At 60.3% G+C, this 19,930-nt stretch carries 17 protein-coding genes; 8 read left to right on the plus strand and 9 right to left on the minus strand.

Features of this window, described 5'->3' with window-relative positions; all coding sequences use genetic code 11:
* The first annotated feature begins 61 nt into the window (after positions 1-61).
* From ACCW71_RS14275 to ftsP, 4 genes are all read left to right on the plus strand, one after another.
* Positions 62-826 (plus strand): transporter substrate-binding domain-containing protein, encoded by a 765-nt coding sequence (locus ACCW71_RS14275; RefSeq protein ID WP_436372383.1) that lies wholly within the window; start codon positions 62-64, stop codon positions 824-826.
* Between the two features lie 192 nt (positions 827-1,018).
* Positions 1,019-3,292, plus strand: a complete 2,274-nt coding sequence (gene parC, locus ACCW71_RS14280) for a DNA topoisomerase IV subunit A (RefSeq protein WP_436372384.1) — start codon at positions 1,019-1,021, stop codon at positions 3,290-3,292.
* 46 nt (positions 3,293-3,338) lie between these two features.
* Positions 3,339-4,076, plus strand: a complete 738-nt coding sequence (locus ACCW71_RS14285; protein ID WP_436372386.1) for a 1-acylglycerol-3-phosphate O-acyltransferase — start codon at positions 3,339-3,341, stop codon at positions 4,074-4,076.
* Positions 4,077-4,217: 141 nt separating this feature from the next.
* Entirely contained in the window at positions 4,218-5,648 is a 1,431-nt protein-coding gene (gene ftsP / locus ACCW71_RS14290) for a cell division protein FtsP (RefSeq protein ID WP_436372388.1), read from the plus strand.
* Between the two features lie 76 nt (positions 5,649-5,724).
* Here the strand turns inward: ftsP and dkgA are convergent, their stop codons facing one another.
* Complete coding sequence (gene dkgA / locus ACCW71_RS14295) at positions 5,725-6,552, minus strand: 2,5-didehydrogluconate reductase DkgA (RefSeq protein ID WP_436372390.1); 828 nt, start codon at positions 6,550-6,552, stop codon at positions 5,725-5,727.
* Between the two features lie 208 nt (positions 6,553-6,760).
* Between dkgA and ACCW71_RS14300 the strand changes: the two genes are divergently transcribed.
* On the plus strand, positions 6,761-7,669 hold the full coding sequence (locus tag ACCW71_RS14300) for an AraC family transcriptional regulator (protein ID WP_436372392.1): 909 nt from the start codon (positions 6,761-6,763) through the stop codon (positions 7,667-7,669).
* Positions 7,670-7,699: 30 nt separating this feature from the next.
* Here ACCW71_RS14300 and ACCW71_RS14305 read toward each other — a convergent pair whose 3' ends face one another.
* The 5 genes from ACCW71_RS14305 to ACCW71_RS14325 form a co-directional block, all read right to left on the minus strand.
* The gene (locus ACCW71_RS14305) at positions 7,700-8,362 is read right to left on the minus strand and encodes a DedA family protein (RefSeq protein ID WP_436372393.1); all 663 of its coding nucleotides are present in this window, start codon (positions 8,360-8,362) and stop codon (positions 7,700-7,702) included.
* Between the two features lie 209 nt (positions 8,363-8,571).
* Complete coding sequence (gene metC, locus ACCW71_RS14310; protein WP_436372395.1) at positions 8,572-9,762, minus strand: cystathionine beta-lyase; 1,191 nt, start codon at positions 9,760-9,762, stop codon at positions 8,572-8,574.
* A 134-nt stretch (positions 9,763-9,896) separates the two neighbouring features.
* Positions 9,897-11,183 (minus strand): TRAP transporter large permease, encoded by a 1,287-nt coding sequence (locus ACCW71_RS14315; RefSeq protein ID WP_436372397.1) that lies wholly within the window; start codon positions 11,181-11,183, stop codon positions 9,897-9,899.
* A gap of 13 nt (positions 11,184-11,196) precedes the next feature.
* Positions 11,197-11,703 (minus strand): TRAP transporter small permease, encoded by a 507-nt coding sequence (locus ACCW71_RS14320; RefSeq protein WP_436372399.1) that lies wholly within the window; start codon positions 11,701-11,703, stop codon positions 11,197-11,199.
* A 49-nt stretch (positions 11,704-11,752) separates the two neighbouring features.
* Positions 11,753-12,724, minus strand: a complete 972-nt coding sequence (locus tag ACCW71_RS14325; protein ID WP_436372401.1) for a TRAP transporter substrate-binding protein — start codon at positions 12,722-12,724, stop codon at positions 11,753-11,755.
* 352 nt (positions 12,725-13,076) lie between these two features.
* Between ACCW71_RS14325 and exbB the strand changes: the two genes are divergently transcribed.
* The 3 genes from exbB to ACCW71_RS14340 all read left to right on the plus strand — a co-directional run bounded on the left by exbB (position 13,077) and on the right by ACCW71_RS14340 (position 15,788).
* On the plus strand, positions 13,077-13,799 hold the full coding sequence (gene exbB / locus ACCW71_RS14330; RefSeq protein WP_436372518.1) for a tol-pal system-associated acyl-CoA thioesterase: 723 nt from the start codon (positions 13,077-13,079) through the stop codon (positions 13,797-13,799).
* 6 nt (positions 13,800-13,805) lie between these two features.
* Positions 13,806-14,228, plus strand: coding sequence for a TonB system transport protein ExbD (gene exbD / locus ACCW71_RS14335; RefSeq protein ID WP_436372403.1), 423 nt, complete (start codon positions 13,806-13,808; stop codon positions 14,226-14,228).
* A 237-nt stretch (positions 14,229-14,465) separates the two neighbouring features.
* Complete coding sequence (locus ACCW71_RS14340) at positions 14,466-15,788, plus strand: MFS transporter (RefSeq protein ID WP_436372404.1); 1,323 nt, start codon at positions 14,466-14,468, stop codon at positions 15,786-15,788.
* On the opposite strand, the gene ACCW71_RS14345 is transcribed toward ACCW71_RS14340, so the two are convergent.
* The 3 genes from ACCW71_RS14345 to ACCW71_RS14355 are packed head-to-tail and all read right to left on the minus strand — an operon-like array spanning position 15,785 to position 19,909.
* On the minus strand, positions 15,785-16,759 hold the full coding sequence (locus ACCW71_RS14345; protein WP_436372405.1) for a Csu type fimbrial protein: 975 nt from the start codon (positions 16,757-16,759) through the stop codon (positions 15,785-15,787). The two genes, ACCW71_RS14340 and ACCW71_RS14345, sit on opposite strands and share 4 nt — an antisense overlap.
* Entirely contained in the window at positions 16,756-19,203 is a 2,448-nt protein-coding gene (locus tag ACCW71_RS14350) for a fimbria/pilus outer membrane usher protein (RefSeq protein WP_436372407.1), read from the minus strand. Before ACCW71_RS14350 ends, ACCW71_RS14345 begins: the two co-directional genes overlap by 4 nt.
* A 7-nt stretch (positions 19,204-19,210) precedes the next feature.
* Positions 19,211-19,909 carry a fimbrial biogenesis chaperone gene (locus ACCW71_RS14355; RefSeq protein WP_436372409.1) on the minus strand — a complete coding sequence of 233 codons (699 nt, stop codon included), beginning with the start codon at positions 19,907-19,909 and terminating at the stop codon, positions 19,211-19,213.
* Positions 19,910-19,930 lie beyond the last annotated feature (21 nt).

Genomic DNA, 19,930 nt, shown 5'->3' on the forward strand with positions numbered 1-19,930 from the left:
CAGCAATAATGCGCCGGTTTATGGCACCATCGGGGCGCAAACTCACTCAGATAAACAGAAAATGAAAAAAACACTCTTCTGCCTGCTGCTGGCGACCGGGACTGTGCAGGCGCAGTCGCATCTCGACAGCGTCCTCAGCACCAAAACCCTCAAAGTCTGCACCACCGGCGACTACAAGCCTTACAGCTACCTGCGGCCCGATGGCCAGTATGAGGGGCTGGACATCAGCATGGCGAACGCGCTGGCCGCCTCGCTCGGCGCGAAAGTGCAATGGGTGCCTACCAGCTGGAAAGGGCTGATGTCCGACTTCCTGGCAAAACAGTGCGATATTGCCGTCGGCGGCGTCTCCGTCACCCTGAAACGTCAGCAGACCGCCTGGTTCGCCCGGCCGCTGGATGTGGATGGCAAAATCCCGCTGGTGCGCTGCGCCGATAAAGAGCGCTATCAGACCATCGAACAGCTCAACCGGCCTGAGGTCCGGCTGATTGAACCGGCTGGCGGGACTAACGAAGCCTTTGTCCACAGCCATCTGCCCAAAGCGTCGCTGACGCTCTACCACGATAACGTCACTATCTTCCAGCAGCTGGTGGACAACCACGCTGACGTGATGATTACCGACGCCTCTGAGGCGCGCTACCAGCAGCAGCGTTTTCCTTCGCTCTGTGCGATCAATGCCGACAAACCGCTGCAATATGGTGAGAAGTCGTACATGATCCCGCGTGATGACATCAGCTGGAAACTCTATGTCGACCAGTGGCTGCATCTCAGCACCGCCACCGGCGAATACCGTGAGATTGCCCGCCAGTGGATGGGCGCAAAGTCCTGACCTGACCCCGCATCAGAGCGCACTTTCCGCTGACCCGGCGCAGCGGATCATCCGGCGGTTTCATTCGCGCTGGCTGAGCGCCCGTTGCCCGCGCTTCCCCTGTGACTAACACCGGCGAATAAGGTACTATCCTCGCCAAACCACCGCCGGGTGTCCCGCCGTTGTGGGCCACGATGTGAGGATGAGAAATTAATGAGTGAACTGACGCAGGATGGTGCAGAGCGTCTTGCCCTGCACACATTTACCGAAAATGCGTACTTAAACTATTCCATGTACGTCATCATGGATCGCGCCCTGCCTTACATTGGTGACGGACTCAAGCCGGTTCAGCGGCGCATCGTTTACGCCATGTCAGAACTGGGGCTGAGCGCCAGCGCAAAATTTAAAAAATCGGCGCGTACCGTGGGTGACGTGCTGGGTAAATACCATCCGCACGGCGACAGCGCCTGCTATGAAGCGATGGTGCTGATGGCGCAGCCGTTCTCCTACCGTTATCCGCTGGTCGATGGCCAGGGTAACTGGGGTGCCCCGGACGATCCCAAGTCGTTCGCGGCGATGCGCTACACCGAATCACGCCTGTCGAAATATGCCGAGCTGCTGTTGGGCGAGCTGGGTCAGGGAACGGTTGAGTTTCAGCCGAACTTTGACGGCACCTTGCAGGAGCCGAAGATGCTGCCGGCGCGGCTGCCCAATATTCTGCTGAATGGCACCACCGGGATTGCCGTCGGCATGGCGACCGACATTCCGCCGCACAACCTGCGCGAAGTGGCGCAGGCGGCCATCGCCCTGATCGACGCGCCAAAAACCACGCTGGAACAGCTGCTGGATATTGTCCAGGGACCGGATTACCCGACCGAGGCGGAGATCATTACGCCGCGTGACGAGATCCGCAAAATCTATCAGACCGGCCGCGGCTCCATCCGTCAGCGCGCGGTGTGGAAGAAAGAAGAGGGCGAGGCGGTGATCACCGCGCTGCCACATCAGGTCTCGGGCGCGCGCGTGCTGGAGCAGATCGCCAACCAGATGCGCAATAAAAAGCTGCCGATGGTGGAGGATCTGCGTGATGAATCGGATCACGAGAACCCGACCCGGCTGGTGATCGTGCCGCGATCCAACCGCGTCGATCTCGATCAGGTGATGAACCACCTGTTCGCCACCACCGATCTGGAGAAGAGCTACCGCGTTAACCTCAACATGATCGGGCTGGATAACCGTCCGGCGGTGAAAAACCTGCATGAGATCCTGACCGAATGGCTGGTGTTCCGCCGCGATACGGTCAAACGTCGTCTTAACTACCGACTGGATCGCGTGCTGCGTCGCCTGCATATCCTGGAAGGTTTGCTGGTGGCGTTCCTGAATATCGATGAAGTGATCGAGATCATCCGCACTGAGGATGAGCCAAAGCCGGTGCTAATGTCCCGCTTCGGCATCAGCGAAACCCAGGCCGAATCGATTCTCGAACTCAAGCTGCGCCATCTGGCAAAGCTGGAAGAGATGAAGATCCGTGGCGAGCAGGCCGATCTGGAGAAAGAGCGCGATCAGCTTCAGGCGACGCTGGCCTCTGAACGCAAGATGAACACCCTGCTGAAAAAAGAGCTACAGGCTGACAGCGCCAGCTACGGCGACGATCGTCGTTCGCCGCTGCGTGAGCGTGAAGAAGCGAAAGCCCTGAGCGAAACCGAGCTGGTGCCTTCCGAGCCGGTCACCATCGTTCTGTCGCAGATGGGCTGGGTGCGCAGCGCCAAGGGGCACGATATTGATCCGGCCGGACTGAGCTACAAAGCGGGCGACAGCTATCTGGCTGCGGCGCGCGGCAAGAGCAATCAGCCGGTCGCCTTTATCGACTCCACCGGCCGCAGCTATACGCTCGACCCGACCTCGCTGCCTTCGGCGCGCGGTCAGGGCGAGCCGCTGACCGGTAAGCTGACGCCGCCGCCGGGTGCGGTGGTGGAGCAGGTACTGATGGAGCCGGAGGATCAGCGTCTGCTGATGGCCTCCGACGCCGGTTACGGTTTTATCTGCACCTTTAACGATCTGGTGTCGCGCAACCGCGCCGGTAAAGCGCTGCTGACGCTGCCGGAAAACGCCCGCGTGATGACGCCGATGGCGGTCCATCATGAAGATGACATGCTGCTGGCGATCACCCAGGCGGGACGGATGCTGATGTTCCCGGTCGGCGAACTGCCGCAGATGTCGAAAGGCAAGGGCAACAAGATCATCTCGATTCCGTCAGCGGAAGCGGCCGCCGGTCAGGATAAACTGGCCTGGCTGCTGATCCTGCCACCGGGCAGCGCCATCACCCTGCACGTCGGCAAGCGTAAAATGGTGTTACGCAGCGAAGAGTTGCAGAAATTCCGCGCCGATCGCGGACGTCGCGGCACCCTGTTACCGCGCGGCCTGCAAAAAATTGATCGAGTTGAACTGGATGCGCCTGCGCGTCCGGCAAGCCCGGATAGCGAAGCGTAAACTACCCGGCTGACCTCCGCGTCAGCCGTGGCTCAATGAGGGAACTATGTTACTGATACTGCGTGCCATTATCGTCATCATCTATTCGATCGTCATCTCGGTGTTTGGCTGTATCTGGTGTCTTTTTTCACCGCGCAATCCACGCCACGTCGCCACCTTTGGCCATCTGTTCGGCAAATTGTCGACGGTGTTTGGCCTTAAAGTGGAACTGCGTCGCCCCGAGGGGGCGGACAATTATGGCAACGCGATCTACATCGCTAACCATCAGAACAATTACGACATGGTGACGGCGGCTAAAATTGTGCAGCCGACCACGGTCACGGTGGGGAAAAAGAGCCTGCTGTGGGTGCCGTTTTTTGGTCTGCTCTACTGGCTGACCGGCAATCTGCTGATTGACCGTGATAACCGCGCCAAAGCGCACGGCACTATCGGCGAGCTGGTGGATCAGTTTAATAAAAAACGCATCTCTTTCTGGATGTTCCCGGAAGGCACGCGCAGTCGCGGACGCGGTCTGCTGCCGTTTAAAACCGGCGCATTTCACGCCGCTGTGGCGGCGGGTGTGCCGATCATCCCGATTGTGGTCTCGAATACCCATGACAAGATTAAACTCAACCGCTGGAAAAACGGCCTGGTTATCGTCGAGATGCTGCCGCCGGTTGATGTTAAAGCGTTTGAATCTTCATCGGTGCGTAAGCTGGCTACCCATTGCCGTGAACTGATGGCGGCGAAGCTGGAAGAGCTGAACGCTGAAGTGGCCGAACGCGAAAAAAACGGAAAAATCTGACCGGCAGATCAATCGCCGAACTATCCTGCATGGATGCCACACGGCGGCGCGGCGACTTTCCGCCCGCCGTGCACGCAGCACAGCAAAACAGAGCAATAAAAACAGGCGCTTCAGCGCCACGCGCAAAGGGTCAGAAGTTTTATGTCTTTCAGCAGACGTCAGTTTATCCAGCTTTCTGCTGGAGTGGCGCTTAGCGCCGGTCTTTATCCGCACGCGGCGCGAGCCGCTTCTTCAGCCAGTGGCGATACGCCACTGCCGGTTCCGCCGTTGCTGGAGTCCCGTCGCGGCCAGCCGCTGTTTCTGACGATGCAGCGCAGCCACTGGTCGTTCAATGGTGATAACAACAAAGTGCCGGTGTGGGGGATTAATGGCCTCTATCTCGGCCCGACCGTCCGGGTCTACAGCGGTGACGACGTCAAGCTGATCTACAGCAACCGGCTGAACGAGCCGGTCTCAATGACCGTCAGCGGCCTGCAACTGCCGGGTGCTCTGATGGGTGGCGCGCCGCGCATGATGTCGGCAGGCGTCGACTGGGCACCGGTACTGCCGATTCGTCAGGCCGCCTCAACCTGCTGGTATCACGCCAACACGCCCAACCGCATGGCGCCCCATATCTACAACGGGCTGGCGGGAATGTGGCTGATCGAGGATGAGGTCAGCAAACAGCTCCCGCTGCCGAAGCACTATGGCGTCGATGATTTTCCGATCATCATTCAGGATAAGCGGCTCGATAACTTCGCCACGCCGGTCTATGACCCGCCGCAGGATGGCGGTTTTCTCGGTGACACGCTGCTGGTGAATGGCGTGCGCAATCCGTTTGTTGAGGTGTCACGCGGCTGGGTGCGGCTGCGGCTGCTCAACGCCTCCAATGCGCGCCGTTACGAGATGGTACTCAGCGACAATCGCCCGTTTATGGTGATTGCCAGCGATCAGGGCTATCTGCCTGCACCGGTCGCCGTACAGCGGCTGTCGCTGGCGCCGGGCGAACGGCGCGAAGTGCTGGTGGATATGTCGCAGGGCGATGAGGTGTCGATTACCGCGGGTACGGCGGCAGGCATTATGGATCGGCTGCGTGGCTTCTTTGAGCCTTCGTCGATTCTCACCTCCACGCTGATCCTGACGTTACGGCCCACCGGTTTACTGCCGCTGGTGACCGATAACCTGCCGATGCGCCTGCTGGCCGACCAGATTCTGGATGGAGTCGCGGTGCGCACGCGGGATTTCCGCATCGGTGACAGCATGCCGGGCATCAACGGGGCGATCTGGGATATGAACCGCATCGATACTACCGCGCAGCAGGGCACCTTTGAACGCTGGATTTTACATGCGGATCGGCCTCAGGCGCTGCATATTCAGGGCGTGATGTTCCTGATCAAGAGCGTCAACGGCGCGCAGCCGATGGGCGAAGATCGTGGCTGGAAAGATACGGTGTGGGTCGATGGCAGCGTGGAGCTGATGGTCAGCTTCCCGCAAAGTTCCTCCGATCACTTCCCGTTTGTTTACTACAGTCAGACGCTGGAGCTGGCCGATCGCGGCACCGCGGGTCAGCTGGTGGTGCAGCCCACCCAGTAACCAGACGGGCATAAAAAAGGGCAACGCGCAGTTGCCCTTTTTGCTGTTCAGCGGGGCGGTAACCGACCGCGGCCGCTTAGCCGTTAAAGGTTTCCGGGTCTGGCCCCAGACGATTACCGCTATCCAGCTTCGCAATATCACTCACTTCATGCTTGTCCAGACGGAAATCGAACACCTTAAAGTTCTCTTCGATACGCGCTGGCGTGACCGACTTCGGAATCACCACCAGGCCGCTATCCAGATGCCAGCGGATGACAATCTGCGCCGGGGTTTTGCCATATTTCTGCGCCAGCGACTTAATGATCTCCTGATCGAACACCCCTTTGCCGCCCTGCGCCAGCGGACTCCAGGATTCGGTCTGAATCTGGTGCAGCGCGTTCCACGCATGCAGCGTGCGCTGCTGAAGCATCGGGTGCAGCTCAATCTGGTTTACCACCGGCGTGACTCCGGTTTCATCCAGCAGGCGCTTCAGGTGCGCTTCATGGAAGTTACAGACGCCGATACTTTTCGTCAGCCCCTGCTGTTGCAGTTCAATCATCTTCTGCCAGGCATCCACATAGTGGTCTTTCTCCGGGCAGGGCCAGTGCATCAGGTAGAGGTCGACCTGATCGAGTTTCAGTTTCTCCAGGCTGGTTTCCATCGCCTGCTGCACATTCTGCTGATCGTCATTCCACAGCTTGGTGGTGACGAAAATCTCTTCGCGCGGGACGTCGGTTTCCTGGAGCGCCTGACCAATCGCCTCTTCATTTTTGTAGGCGGCGGCGGTATCGATTGAGCGATAGCCGACCTCCAGTGCCTTCAGCACCGCCTGACGTGCATCCTCAATGCTGGCCTGCCACACGCCGAGTCCCAGTTGCGGCATCATATTGCCATCGCGCAGTTTGATAATGGGTTGGTCTGCCATAATTGCATTGCTCCTTTCCGTTGCGGTAAACCCGTGAGTTTCACTGTGATTAAGTCTAGCCAACAATTCTCAGGCTGCCTGGCGCTTGTGATAACGGCGACGCGCTGACCCTGCCTGATCCGGTAAACTTCTTGCCTGATCCTCCAATCCGCTGGCGATTCAGGCAGCCGCGCGGCACACTGTTTTTTTGCCTGAAAAAGGAGTCGCTATGGCGCACGATGCGCTGTGTCACCGGCTGGCACAGCAGGTAGTCACCTTAATGACCCACGGTCGTGACCGTCTCTGTCCGGTGGAGAATGTGTCGCTGATCTACGCCAGCGAATATCGTCCCCGCACGCCAATGATGTATCAGCCCGGTATTGTCATTCTGTTTCAGGGCAGCAAAACCGGCTATCTCGGCAGCACGGTGTTTCAGTATGACGCCAGCAAATATCTGATGCTCACCGTGCCGCTGCCGGTGGAGTGTGAAACCTGGGCCTCGCCCGAGAAGCCGATTGCCGGAATGTGCCTCAACGTCGATACCGCCAGCCTCCAGGATCTGCTGATTGAAATTGGTGACGATGAACATTTTCAGCCGCAGCCGCAGACCTCCGGCATACACTCGGCGTGGCTGACGGAGCCGATGCTCTGCGCCGCCGAGCGGCTGCTGGATGTGATGACCCAGCCGCGCGATGCGCGGGTGCTGGGGCCGCATATTGTGCGCGAGATTATCTACTACGTGCTGACCGGTCCGATTGGCGGGGCGCTGCTGTCGCTGGTCAGCCGTCAGACGCAGTTCAGCCTGATCGCCCGTGCGCTGCGGCGCATCGAGCGCCACTATGCCGATAACCTCAGCGTCGATGCGCTGGCGGCGGAGGTGAACATGAGCGTCTCGGCGTTTCATCACAACTTCAAGGCCGTGACGCAGACCTCGCCGTTGCAGTACCTCAAACGCTACCGGCTGCATCAGGCACGACTGCTGATGCTGCACGATGGTCTGAAAGCGAGCGCGGCGGCGGTGCGGGTGGGCTACGAGAGCCCTTCGCAGTTTTCACGGGAGTTTAAGCGCTATTTTGGCGTGACGCCGGGGGAGGAGGTCAATCGGGTGCGGCAGACGGTGGCGGACCCGTCCGCCTGAGGGCGGAGACGGGCACGCGCCGCGCCGGGGTCAGGCCTGTTTCTGGCGGCGCTTTTTCCAGATCACCAGGATGCTGCCGAACAGTCCCAGCACCAGCAATACCATCGGCAGCACCATCAGGATCGCCATCACCTGATCTTCGTGGCGCTTGATAAACGGCACCTGGCTGATGCCATAGCCAAAGGCGACGACGATGCCCACCCACAGCACGCCGCTCAGCCAGTTAAACAGCTGGAAGCGGCTGTTCTGCAAACCGGCGATGCCCGCCATGGTTGGCAGGATAGTGCGGATAAAGGCGAGAAAGCGGCCCACCAGCAGCGCCATCAGACCGTGACGGTTAAACATATTCCAGGCGCGCTGGTGATATTGCGCCGGCAGATGCATCAGCCAGCTTTTGACCAGCCGGGTATTGCCCAGCCAGCGGCCCTGCAAGTAGCTCAGCCAGCAGCCGAGGCTGGCGGCGGTGGTGAGGATCACCATCGTCGGCACAAAATCCATCACCCCTTTGGCCACCATCGCACCGGCCAGCAGCAGCAGGCTGTCGCCCGGCAGAAAAGAGGCGGGCAGCAGTCCGTTTTCCAGAAACAGCGTCAGGAACATCACGCCGTACACCACCCACACCACATCCGGGTTTGCCAGCGCAGCAAAATCCTGATGCCAGAGCGCCTGGACAATCTCGTGTAAAACACCCATTAGCGATTCCATCACGTCACAAGGAACTATCCGTCAGCGTTCAGAGCCTCAGTAACGAAACGGCGCGCTAAGCGCGGCGACCGCACTGACGACCTGAACGGTCCGGGATAAATTTTAACAATAAACGGGCGGTTGCCCGGCAAACTCTGCCGGTGACCGCTATCCGGTTCAGCTTTGTTTAGTTTCTGTTTAACTTCTGCCTGCCTGACTCAGCGCGTCAGGCGGGTAAAACCGGCGTCCAGGTCAGCCAGCAGGTCATCAACGTGCTCCAGGCCGATATGCAGCCGCACCAGCGTGCCGCTGAAGTCGACGCCGCCCGCCGGGCGGATCGCCGCCAGCTCTTCCGGCTGATTCGCCAGGATCAGCGATTCATAACCGCCCCAGGAGTAGGCCATGCTGAAATGATGGAAGTGATCGAGGTATTCCGCCAGCTGCGGCGCGCTGAGTTTTTCCCGCAGGATAAAAGAGAAGAGGCCGCTGCTGCCGCTGAAATCGCGCTGCCAGAAGCGATGCCCTTTGCTTTGCGCCAGCGCCGGGTGGTTCACCCGGTCCACTTCGGGCCGCGCCGCCAGCCACTCGGCCACCTGAATCGCGCTCTCCTCATGCTGACGCAGCCGGGTGCCGAGCGTGCGCAATCCGCGACTCGCCATATAGGCGGTGTCGGCATCGACCATCTGACCCATCAGATAGGAGTTCTCGCGCAGCTGGTCGATACAGCGCGCATTGGCGACGGCGGTGCCAATCATCGCATCGCTGTGACCAATCAGATATTTGGTGCCCGCCTGAATCGAAATATCGATGTCGTGCGCCAGCGCGTTAAACAGAATCCCGGCCGACCAGGTGTTGTCGATCATGATAATCGCCTCGGGCGCTCTGGCGCGCACCGCGGCGACAATCGCCGGAATATCCTGCACTTCCATGGTAATCGAGGCGGGAGACTCCAGGAACACCACCCGGGTATTGGGCTGCACCAGCGCGCCGATTTCGCTGCCGATGCAGTGATCGAACCAGCCGGTGGTGACCTGCATTTTCGCCAGAATTTTATGACAGAAGTCCTGAGTCGGTTCATACACCGCACCGCTCATCAGCACATGGTCACCGGCTTCGACAAACGCCAGAATCGCGTTCGCCACCGCGGCCGCGCCACAGGGATAGAGCACGCAGCCCGCGCCGCCCTCCAGCTCGGTCATCGCATCCTGCAACGCAAAGTGCGTCAGGGTGCCACGCCGGCCATAAAAGAGCTCGCCTTTTGCCCGACCGGCGGTGGCGCGTTTTTTGTCCGCCACCGTATCAAAAACCAGCGAGGAGGCCCGCTGAATCACGCTGTTTACCGAGCCCTGGGTATAACGCTTGCTGCGTCCTGCACTGACGAGCGTGGTATCTATTTTTCTGGTGGTCATGAGTCGCCCCTGCCGCATCTGACTAGGCCCTCACGTTATCACGAAACGGCCAGCAGGGTTGAGACTCAATAGCGATTATCAGAACGGGTCGCAGCATAAAAAACTGGCCCGTCTGCGGGCCAGTTTTCATCGCGCTACATCACGCCCATCAGGCGCGGCAGCCAGAGGGAGATGGCGGGAATATAGGTAATCAGCATCAGGACAATAAACAGCATGCCGTAGAACGGCAGCATCGCGCTGACCACCTCCTCAATCTTCTGCTTACTCACCGCGCTGGCGACAAACAGCACCGTGCCGACCGGCGGGGTAATCAGGCCGATACCGAGGTTGGTCAGCATGATCATCCCGAAGTGCACCGGGTCGATGCCCAGGCTGGTGGCCACCGGCAGCAGCACCGGGGTCAGGATCAGGATCAGCGGAGCCATATCCATCAGCGTACCCACCACCAGCAGCAGGATGTTGATGCACATCAGAATCACATACTTGTTATCGGAGAGGCTGGTAAAGGCGTCGGTGATAAGGGTCGGCAGCTGCATAAAGGTCATCACCGCGCCAAATCCGGCGGCGAAGGCGATCAGCACCATCACGATAGTGACCGTCTTAATGGTACGGAACAGCAGGATATGCAGCTGGCTCCACTTAAAGTCGCGATAGATAAACATGGTGACGAAGAAAGCCCAGATACAGGCGATCGCCGCCGACTCCGAGGCGGTGAAAATACCGGAGAGGATGCCGCCCATGATGATCACCACCGTGAACAGGCCCCAGAACGCATCAAAGAAGATCTTCAGCGCCTGACGAAACGGAATGCGCTCCCCTTTGGGATAGCCGCGTTTACGCGCGAAGCCGAGGCACATCACCATCAGGCAGCCGCCGAGCATCAGGCCGGGCAAAATCCCGGCGACAAACAGCGAGGAGATGGTCACCAGCCCGCCGGTCGCCAGCGAATAGATCACCGAGTTATGGCTGGGCGGGGTCAGCACCGCCTGCACCGAGCCGCTGGCGGTGACGGCGGCGGCGAAGTCGCGCGGGTAGCCTTTCTCCTCCATCTGCGGAATCATCACCGAGCCGATGGAGGCGGTATCCGCCACCGACGAACCGGAAATCGCGCCGAAGAAAGTTGAGGCGACAATGTTCACCAGCGAGAGGCCACCGCGGATAAAACCGACAAAAATATAGGCGAAATTGACCAGCCGCCGGGCGATCCCGCCCTCAGCCATAATCGCCCCCGCCAGGATAAAGAACGGGATGGTCAGCAGCGAAAATTTGTTAATGCCGTTAGTAATCTGGATCACCACCGCTTCCAGCGGCAGATCGATCCACCAGGCCCCGATAAAGGCGCTGAGCCCGACCGCAAACGCCACCGGAAACCCCACCAGCAGCAACACCAGTAAACTGCCTAATAATATCAATGCGTCCATCTTCCGCTCCGGTTTAGTGGGTGCCGCCCAGCGTGACAATTGGCCGCTGGCTCTGATCGCCGGTCAGCAATCGCTCAATAACAAACAGCAGGGTGAAGAGTGCGCCAATCGGGATCGGCAGATACATCTCGCCGTAGGAGACCGCGGGCAGGGAGGCGAGCGTCTGCACCCACATCGCTTCGCACAGGCTGTAGCTGGCCTGAAAGATCACCAGACAGGTGATGATCATCAGCAGATCGCAGAGCCGCAGCAGCAGGCGCTGAGCGGCGGGCGACAGGCGATCGGTCATCATCGAGACACAGATATGCGTACCGGCGCGCAGTCCGACCGGCGCGCCGATAAAGGTAAAAATAATCATGCAGATTATGGCGACCGGTTCCGGCCAGGAGAGCGCGCCGTTCATCACGTAGCGGGCGAAGATCCCGATCGGGATCACCGTCACCATGATCATCAGCGCCAGCGCAGCGACCAGCATGCAGAGCAGATAGAGCCCATCCATCAGACGTGTATAAGCAGACATAATTGATACCTGATTAAACACGCCACACCGCAGTGTGGCGCGGGGAGGGTTATTTCACCTCAGCGATCCGGGTCATCAGATCCTGATATTTGCCGCCAAACTGATCGCGCACCGGCTGGGTCGCCTTGACGAAATAGTCGCGGTCGGTCTGCTGGAAGGTCACGCCACCCGCCTTCATTTTGGCGATGGACTGTTCGGTATAGGTCGCCCAGAGCTGACGCTCCTCATCCTGCGCCTCTTTGCCGAGCTTTTTCAGCAACGTCTGATCGTCCGGTTTCAGGCGATCCCAGGCGCGTTTTGAGAACAGGATCATCTCCGGCTGAATAAAGTGGCCGGTAAGGGTGTAGTACTTCGCCACCGGCAGATAGTTATGGGCGACAAAGGTCGGTGGGTTGTTCTCGGTGCCATCGACCACGCCGGTCTGCATCGCGCTGAACACCTCACTGACGCCCATCGCCACCGGGTTGGCACCCATCGCTTTCAGCGTTGCCAGCGAGATGGCGCTGTTCTGGACGCGGATCTTCATGCCTTTGAGATCTTCCGGTTTGGCCAGCGGCTTTTTGGTGATCATGTTGCGCTCACCGGCGTCGGTCCAGCCCAGGAACACCATGCGGGCGTTGGGGTCCTTATCAAATTTGCTGGCGATCTCCTGACCAATCTCGCCATCCAGCACTTTGTGCATATGGTCCACATCGCGGAAAACGTAGGGCAGCGTCAGCACGCTGGTCTCCGGCGCAATCGAGGTGACCGGGGCCAGCGAGACGCGGATCATATCGATGGCGCCCAGCTGTACCTGCTGTAGCGTCTGATCTTCATCACCCAGCACGCCACCGGCGTAGATTTTCATCTCCAGCCGTCCATCGGTCGCCTGCTTCAGTTTGTCACCCATATGCTGTAACGCGACCACCGTGGGATAACCGGCAGGCTGCACTTCAGCCACTTTAATCACCTGTGCCGAGGCGGCAGCGCTCACCATCATCGCCGCCAGGGCACCGGCCAGGCCTGTTTTTGTCATTCTCATTATGTTGTCTCCCGCTGAGGTAGGACGGCGTCCGGGTTCGGGGGGAACCGGAGAGGACCGTGTGGAAGCCAGCATAGTGAAAAGCGGCGTCAGTAAAATGCAGCGATGCTGATTGAATGAATGCCATCACATTTTGAAACGTTGTTTTAATAAATTTTCATGCGACTTCACATTTTAGAAACATGCTCGCAAATTTTGTATAAACCGAGTGAATTGCCGGTCAACGACAGCGATCGGGTTTGTAAATACTAATGAGAACTACTATCAATTCGCCGTTAGTTTGTTATTATTTGCGCTTGTTCCGCATCCCTGTAGAAGAAGTTGGAGAAGCAGCGTGGTAGCCAGCGATTTGATGCAGACGGACCTCTCCGTCTGGGGCATGTATCAGCATGCCGATACCGTGGTAAAGGTCGTCATGATTGGCCTGTTACTGGCCTCGGTCGTGACCTGGGCAATTTTCTTCGGCAAATATGCCGAACTCAGCGCCGCGAAACGTCGCCTGAAGCGTGAGCAGCTGGCGCTGGGTGAAGCCCGCAGTCTGCATGACGCCGCCCGCATCGCCGGCGCGTTTACTGCGCACAGCCACAGCCTGGCGCTGCTGAACGATGCGCAGAACGAACTTGAACTGTCGGCGGGCGTGGAAGACACCAACGGCATTAAAGATCGCACCAGCTTCCGTCTGGAGCGTCGCGTCGCCGCTTTCGGCCGCCATGCCGGGCGCGGCAACGGTTTCCTGGCGACCATCGGTTCCGTCGCGCCGTTTATCGGTCTGTTCGGCACCGTCTGGGGCATCATGAACAGCTTTATCGGCATCGCCAAAACCCAGACCACCAATCTGGCGGTGGTGGCACCCGGTATCGCCGAAGCGCTGCTGGCGACCGCGATTGGTCTGGTGGCGGCGATCCCGGCGGTGGTGATCTACAACGTCTTTGCCCGGATGATCGCGAACTACAAAGCCTCGCTGGGGGATGTCGCCGCGCAGGTGCTGCTGTTGCAGAGCCGCGATATTGACCTGGGCACCGTCGCCCCTGAGGTTCCGCGTCCGGCGACCGCCCAGAAACTGCGCTTAGGGTAAGTTCTTATGGCCATGCGATTAAACGACGATCTGGAAACCGATGGTGAAATGCATGAGATCAACGTGACGCCGTTTATCGACGTCATGCTGGTGCTGCTGATCATCTTTATGGTGGCCGCGCCGCTGGCCACGGTTGATGTGCGCGTTAATCTGCCCGCCTCGACCAGCACACCGCAGCCGCGCCCGGAAAAACCGGTTTACCTGTCGATCAAAGCGGACAAGCAGCTCTATATCGGTAACGATCCGGTGACGCCCGCGTCGCTGGTGAGTGTGCTGACCAGCCAGACCCAGGGCAACAAAGAGACCACCATTTTCTTCCAGGCGGATAAGTCGGTGGATTATGAAACGCTGATGAGCGTGATGGATCAGCTGCGCACGGCGGGCTATCTGAAAATTGGTCTGATGGGCATGGAAACCGTGAAGAAATAGCGGGTTATCCGGTACGGAAACAGGGCGGCTGAGCGATCAGCCGCCTTTTTTATTGCCGCTTGTGGCCGGATGAAATCAGGCAAAGCGGCAAAACCGCCGATCACTTATGCTGCTCATGGGTGATTGTTAATTGGTTGTTACGTATTTACATAGATTTGTAAAGTGCAATGGTGAGCCAGCTCACATTAATCGGCGGCGATGCAGGCTAAAACGGCTTAAAAACTACAGGAAGCCGATATGCGTCACACCCCGTCTTTACAAAAAGCGCCGAAAAGCGCAGCCAGAACCATCTTCAATGTCACCAGTGGTAACTTCCTGGAGATGTACGATTTTATGGTGTTTGGCTACTACGCCACCGCGATTGCCAAAACCTTCTTTCCGGGTGATGACCCGTTCGCCTCTTTAATGCTGACCCTGATGACCTTTGGCGCTGGCTTCCTGATGCGCCCGCTGGGGGCGATTATTCTGGGGGCCTATATCGACCATCACGGCCGTCGCAAAGGGCTGTTGCTGACGCTCGGCCTGATGGCGATCGGCACCCTGACCATCGCGCTGGTGCCGGGTTACGCCACCCTGGGCGCGGCAGCGCCGATTCTGATCCTGCTGGGACGGCTGTTACAGGGCTTCTCGGCGGGCGTCGAGCTGGGCGGGGTATCGGTCTACCTGGCAGAGGTTGCGCCGGAAGGACGTAAAGGTTTCTTCGTCAGCTGGCAGTCGGGCAGTCAGCAGATTGCGGTGATCTTTGCCGCCCTGCTGGGTCTGGCGCTGAATCATCTGCTGGCGAAAGAAGCGGTGACAGAGTGGGGCTGGCGTATCCCGTTTGTGGTCGGCTGCCTGATTGTGCCGTTCCTGTTCTATATCCGCCGGATGCTGGAAGAGACCGAAGCCTTCAGCCAGCGTAAACACCATCCGCGCATGACGGAGATTATGCGTTCGGTCGCCAGCAACTGGGCGCTGGTGCTGGCGGGGATGCTGATGGTGGTCACCACCACGGTGATGTTCTATATGATCACCGCTTTTACCCCGACCTTCGGCAAAACGGTGCTGATGATGAGCGACAAGCAGGCGTTTCTGGTGACGCTCTGTGTCGGCATCTCCAACCTGATCTGGCTGCCGCTGATGGGGGCGCTGTCGGACCGCGTCGGCCGTCGCCCGCTGCTGATCACCTTCACCCTGCTGATGATTGCCACCACCTGGCCGGTGCTGCACTGGCTGGTGGGATCGGCCAGCTTCAGCCATCTGCTGGAAGCGGAACTGTGGCTGTCGTTTCTCTATGCCAGCTACAACGGCGCGATGGTGGTCTATCTGGCGGAGATTATGCCCGCGGAAGTGCGCGCCGCCGGTTTCTCTATGGCCTATAGCCTGGCGACGGCGCTGTTTGGCGGCTTTACCCCGGCCATTTCCAGTTACCTGATCCACGCCACCGGTGACAAGGCGATGCCGGGCGTCTGGCTGACCTTTGCCGCCATCTGCGGGCTGATCGGCACCCTGCTGATTGGCCGGATGGTGAAGCAGTATCAGATCCGGCACAGCGGCGCGCCGGTCAGCGCCTCCTCTTAAAACGAGAGATCGACCACCACGCTGTCGCTGTAGTTGCCAGCGGGCGGCGTGCTCTGGCTGGTCAGAATGCGCGCGGTGTAGTTAAAACCGCGCGTTAGTCCATCGGCGGAGAGTGTGCTTGAGGTGCTGCTGCTCCAGCGTTCACTCCCGGCTGGCCCCCAGCGATCGCTGCCGGTGCCTTTATAGATCTCATAGCTCAGCCGATTCGCCCCACTCGCCATATTCCTGACGCTGCCCACCGCATAGCTGCCGTTACTCAGCCCGACGCTGTAGCTGCTGCCTTTGCTGCACAGCACGTTGATGGTCTGCGACACGCCGGGAAAGCTGCCCACCAGCGGCGCGCTGCCAAAGCTGATATTGGGCGCGGTGATCGCCGTGCAGTCATTGGTCAGGATAGCCGTCACCGTAATCGGGATCACGCCGCTGCCGTTTTGTTCACTCAGGCAGAGGTTGCCGACCCCGACGCTGGTGCAGATGCGGTAGGTTACCGCCAGATTCAGCGTCAGCTGATAGCTGCCTGCGGCGACCACCTGACCAGGCACGGTGCGCAGATAGACCGGAATCGCGAAGTTAAGGCTGCCCAGCAGGCCCGCCAGGTTAATCAGCGTTTGCGAGCCATAAACAAAGGGGCTCCCGCCAATCGTCAGCTCGCTGGCGCAGGCGCTGTCGGTACAGAGTCGTACCGGCAGATTGTCGCTGCCGGTATCACCGCTGCGCTTCATGATGCCGCGCGTACCGTTACTGCTGGACGCGCCGCTAAGCTGGAAGGTGATCTGGTTATTGCCCAGCAGTGACAGCGCGGAACCGGCACCGCAGTTCACATTGGCATTGGTGCTGGTTGAACTGACCGTGCTGTTCGCCACAAAGGTGGTCACTGAACCAAAGCTGGCGGTGGCGGCGGGCAGGGCGCAGGCGGCATAGCCGAACGAAGGTAACAGCAGCAGACCCGCAACCATCAGAAATCGCATCATAAATCAGTCCCGGAATGAAAAGTATCAGCAGGATGGGCCGCGCTGCCCGCGGCAGGCGCAGGCAGCGCGCAGGTTAACGGCCCATAGGTTTTCAGCGCCTGCGGCTGACCGCTGGCGATACGCAGTTCGGTGTCACAGCGGCGGCCATCGGGCGTCACCACCTGCATCGGGTTAACGGGGGCCAGCTCCTCCAGCCAGACGAGGCCATCCCAGCCAACATAGTCGGTCGGATGGCCGGGACGCTGCACCTGGCTGGCGACCGGCAGCGGCTGGCCCTGCGCATCGTGCAGGATCACGCTGGCTGAGCGCAGCTTCTCCACCGGGAAATCGAGCAGATAGCCGCTCTGCCGCTTCACCGCCACGCGCTGCTCCACGCGCGGTGTCGTTATATCCGCGGGCAGGTCGAGGGTGTCGATCCCATAGCGGGCCGGATAGTAGCTGCTGACAGAGGGCACCAGCAGATAGCCCTGCTGGTTGGTACGACCCATCGACTGGTTTTCATAGCGCACGTTAACGTCGGGATAGCCGGTCTTTACCAGCACAAAGGCGTCGTTGATGCCGTTAGCGGCAAACAGCTGGCTATCCATCAGCACCAGCGCACCGGAGAAATCGGCCCACCGGGTCAGGTTGTCATCATCGCCATAAAAGCCACCGGCGGTGTCGATCTGGTTGTTGCGATAGCGCAGGCTGCCCTGGCGGTAGTCGCCGCTGTCACCGTTCTGATTCGCCCAGCCGGCATCCCAGGCGATACCACCGTCGCTGGGCATGGCGCGGGAAACCGAGAGACGCTGGCTGTCGCGGCCGCGCGGAGCGCGTTCGCTGCTGAGGGCGGCGCTGCCCTGTTCGCCAAACGGGATCACCAGCGAAAGCGCACCGCTCCAGCTCTTCTCCTGCTGATCGCGGCTGGCGGAGAGATAGAGGCTGCTGTTGCCCCACAGGTTTTTACTCCAGGAGAGGTTTAACAGCCGGGTGCGGTCGCCCCGACCGCCGGTGATGTCGATCCAGGCTGCGCCAACGCTGCCAAAGCGCTCAAGGGAGAGGCTGGCGCTGTACTGCGCGCTGCGGCGCGACAGGGCGTAGCGGCTGCCCGCCTGAGTACCGGCGCGGCTGCCGACCAGCGCCAGATTAGCGAAATCGCGGCTGCGCTGCGTCAGCTGAGCGCCGATGTTGAACCAGCGATTGTTGTACTGATACCCCCAGCTGTATTGCTGGCCGCCTGCGCCATCCAGCCGGCTTTGCGCCGCCGCCCCGTTGATCACTCCCCAGCTCCCGATGCGCAGCTGACCGCCCAGCCCGCCCATCGCCAGCGCCTCGCTGCCTTCGGCGTGGCTCTCCAGCGTCAGCCAGTCACTGAGGCCGTAACGGTAAGAGCCGCTGGCCGCGGCCTCGCCATAATCAAAGTTCTTCACGCCGTAGTTCTCGCGGATCGCCCCGGCGGAGAAGGCGTAGTCGGAGAGCCCCGATTTCAGCAGGTTACTGGAGACGTAGAATGGCAGGGTGCTGGTCACGCGCCGGCCAACCGCATCGGTGGTGGTGATCACCGCCTCGCCCGCGCCGTTGACGAACGGCACATTGGTCAGCGACCACGGGCCAGGCTGGACGTTCGCCTGGCTGGAGCGGTAGCCGTTGATAAACAGATCGACGGTGGAGGGCACCGCCGCCTGGCCGGAAAAGGCGGGCAGCGGGTAGGTCACCAGATCGGGACGGACGCTGAAGTCACGGCCGATACGCACCCCGCCGAGCCGGACGCTGCTGCTCCAGCCCAGCGAGTCGGTCACCAGATCGCCGACCCGCCAGCTGAGCGCCGCGTCCTCCTCTTCATTGCTCCACCAGCTGTCATAGCGGATATAGCCCTCATCCTGATAGCGGTGACGCCCCTCCAGCTGCTGCTGCCAGACGCCGTTGCTGGAGAGGTGGCCCGCCTCGCTGAACAGCCGCAGCTCGTTCCAGGCGGAGAGGCGGGTGCCGCTGTTATCGGTGCGGCTGACATAGAGATCGTAGTTAACCAGCGCGCCCCGGCTGGTGCGGCCCGGATAGCGCGGCCCGTTCTGCGCCGTGCCGATCACCTGACCCGGCAGCCAGGCGGGCGGCACGGTAAGCAGCAGGCGCTGCCGCGCCGCGTCATACTCCACCTTAACCGGTTGCAGGGCGCTGACATCCACCTGCGGCTGCGGGCCCAGCCGCGCCAGGGGCAGACCGGCGCGTTGCAGATCGCCGCTGCGCAGCCAGAAGTGATCGTCGCGCCGTTCAACCGGTACGATGTTGCCGCTCGCCTGCTGGTTAACCACCAGCTCCAGCATATAGCTCTGTCCGCTGGCGGTGGCTTGCAGGCTGGGGGGCGGCGGCAGGGATGAGTAAGTTTCCGCCAGCGCGAGGCCCGGCGTCAGAGAAGAGCAGGCGCTGACCAGCGCCAGCGCGCAGGGACGCAGAGAAAACGGGCTCATTCAGCGCTTACGGCTGCGCAGCGCTGCGCCACGGGCTCTTGTTGACCTCCGCGGTCAGCTCGCCGCTCACCGCTGAGCTCAGTGGCCAGCGATGATGGCTCTCCGCCAGCACATAGCCATACAGACCCTCGCCCAGCTTGCGTCCGCCAATCGCCACGTTGCTCAGCCGGGCGTGACCGCTGCCGCTGTTGCTCAGCTCAAGCCAGCGTCTGCCGCCCTCGCTGATCTGCTGCCAGCGCAAAGCCGGGCGGGCGCTGTCGCTGTTGAGGCCCGCGCCATAAACAAACAGCGGCACGGAGTAGCGCATCTGGAAAGTCAGCCCGGCCTGGTTTTCACCGGGACTGCGCGGGGTCGGGATCTCATCCAGCACCACCCGGTAGGCCCGCTCTTTACCGGCTGGCGGTGGCGTCTGTTTGATCAGCCTGACCAGCTGGCGCTGGCCAGGCTCCATCCGCACCATCGGCGGGCTGGCGACCACCTGCTGCTGGGTCTGATACTGCTCCTGGCCGTTAACCTGCTGCCAGCTGAAGACGCGGATCTGCATCATGGTGGTGCTGTCCCCCCGGTTCTCCAGCCAGAGTTCGCTGGCTTTCTCCGGCGGATTGATGGCGGGATCGATCGGCCAGATCATCACCGAGTTAGCGGCGAAAGCCGGGGAGAGCAGGGTGGAACCCAGCAGCAATAGCAGGGCGTGCAGTGACTTCATCATCATCTCCTTGTGGTTTAT

This window comes from Pantoea sp. C2G6 (genome assembly GCF_051336815.1).
Taxonomy (GTDB): domain Bacteria; phylum Pseudomonadota; class Gammaproteobacteria; order Enterobacterales; family Enterobacteriaceae; genus Pantoea.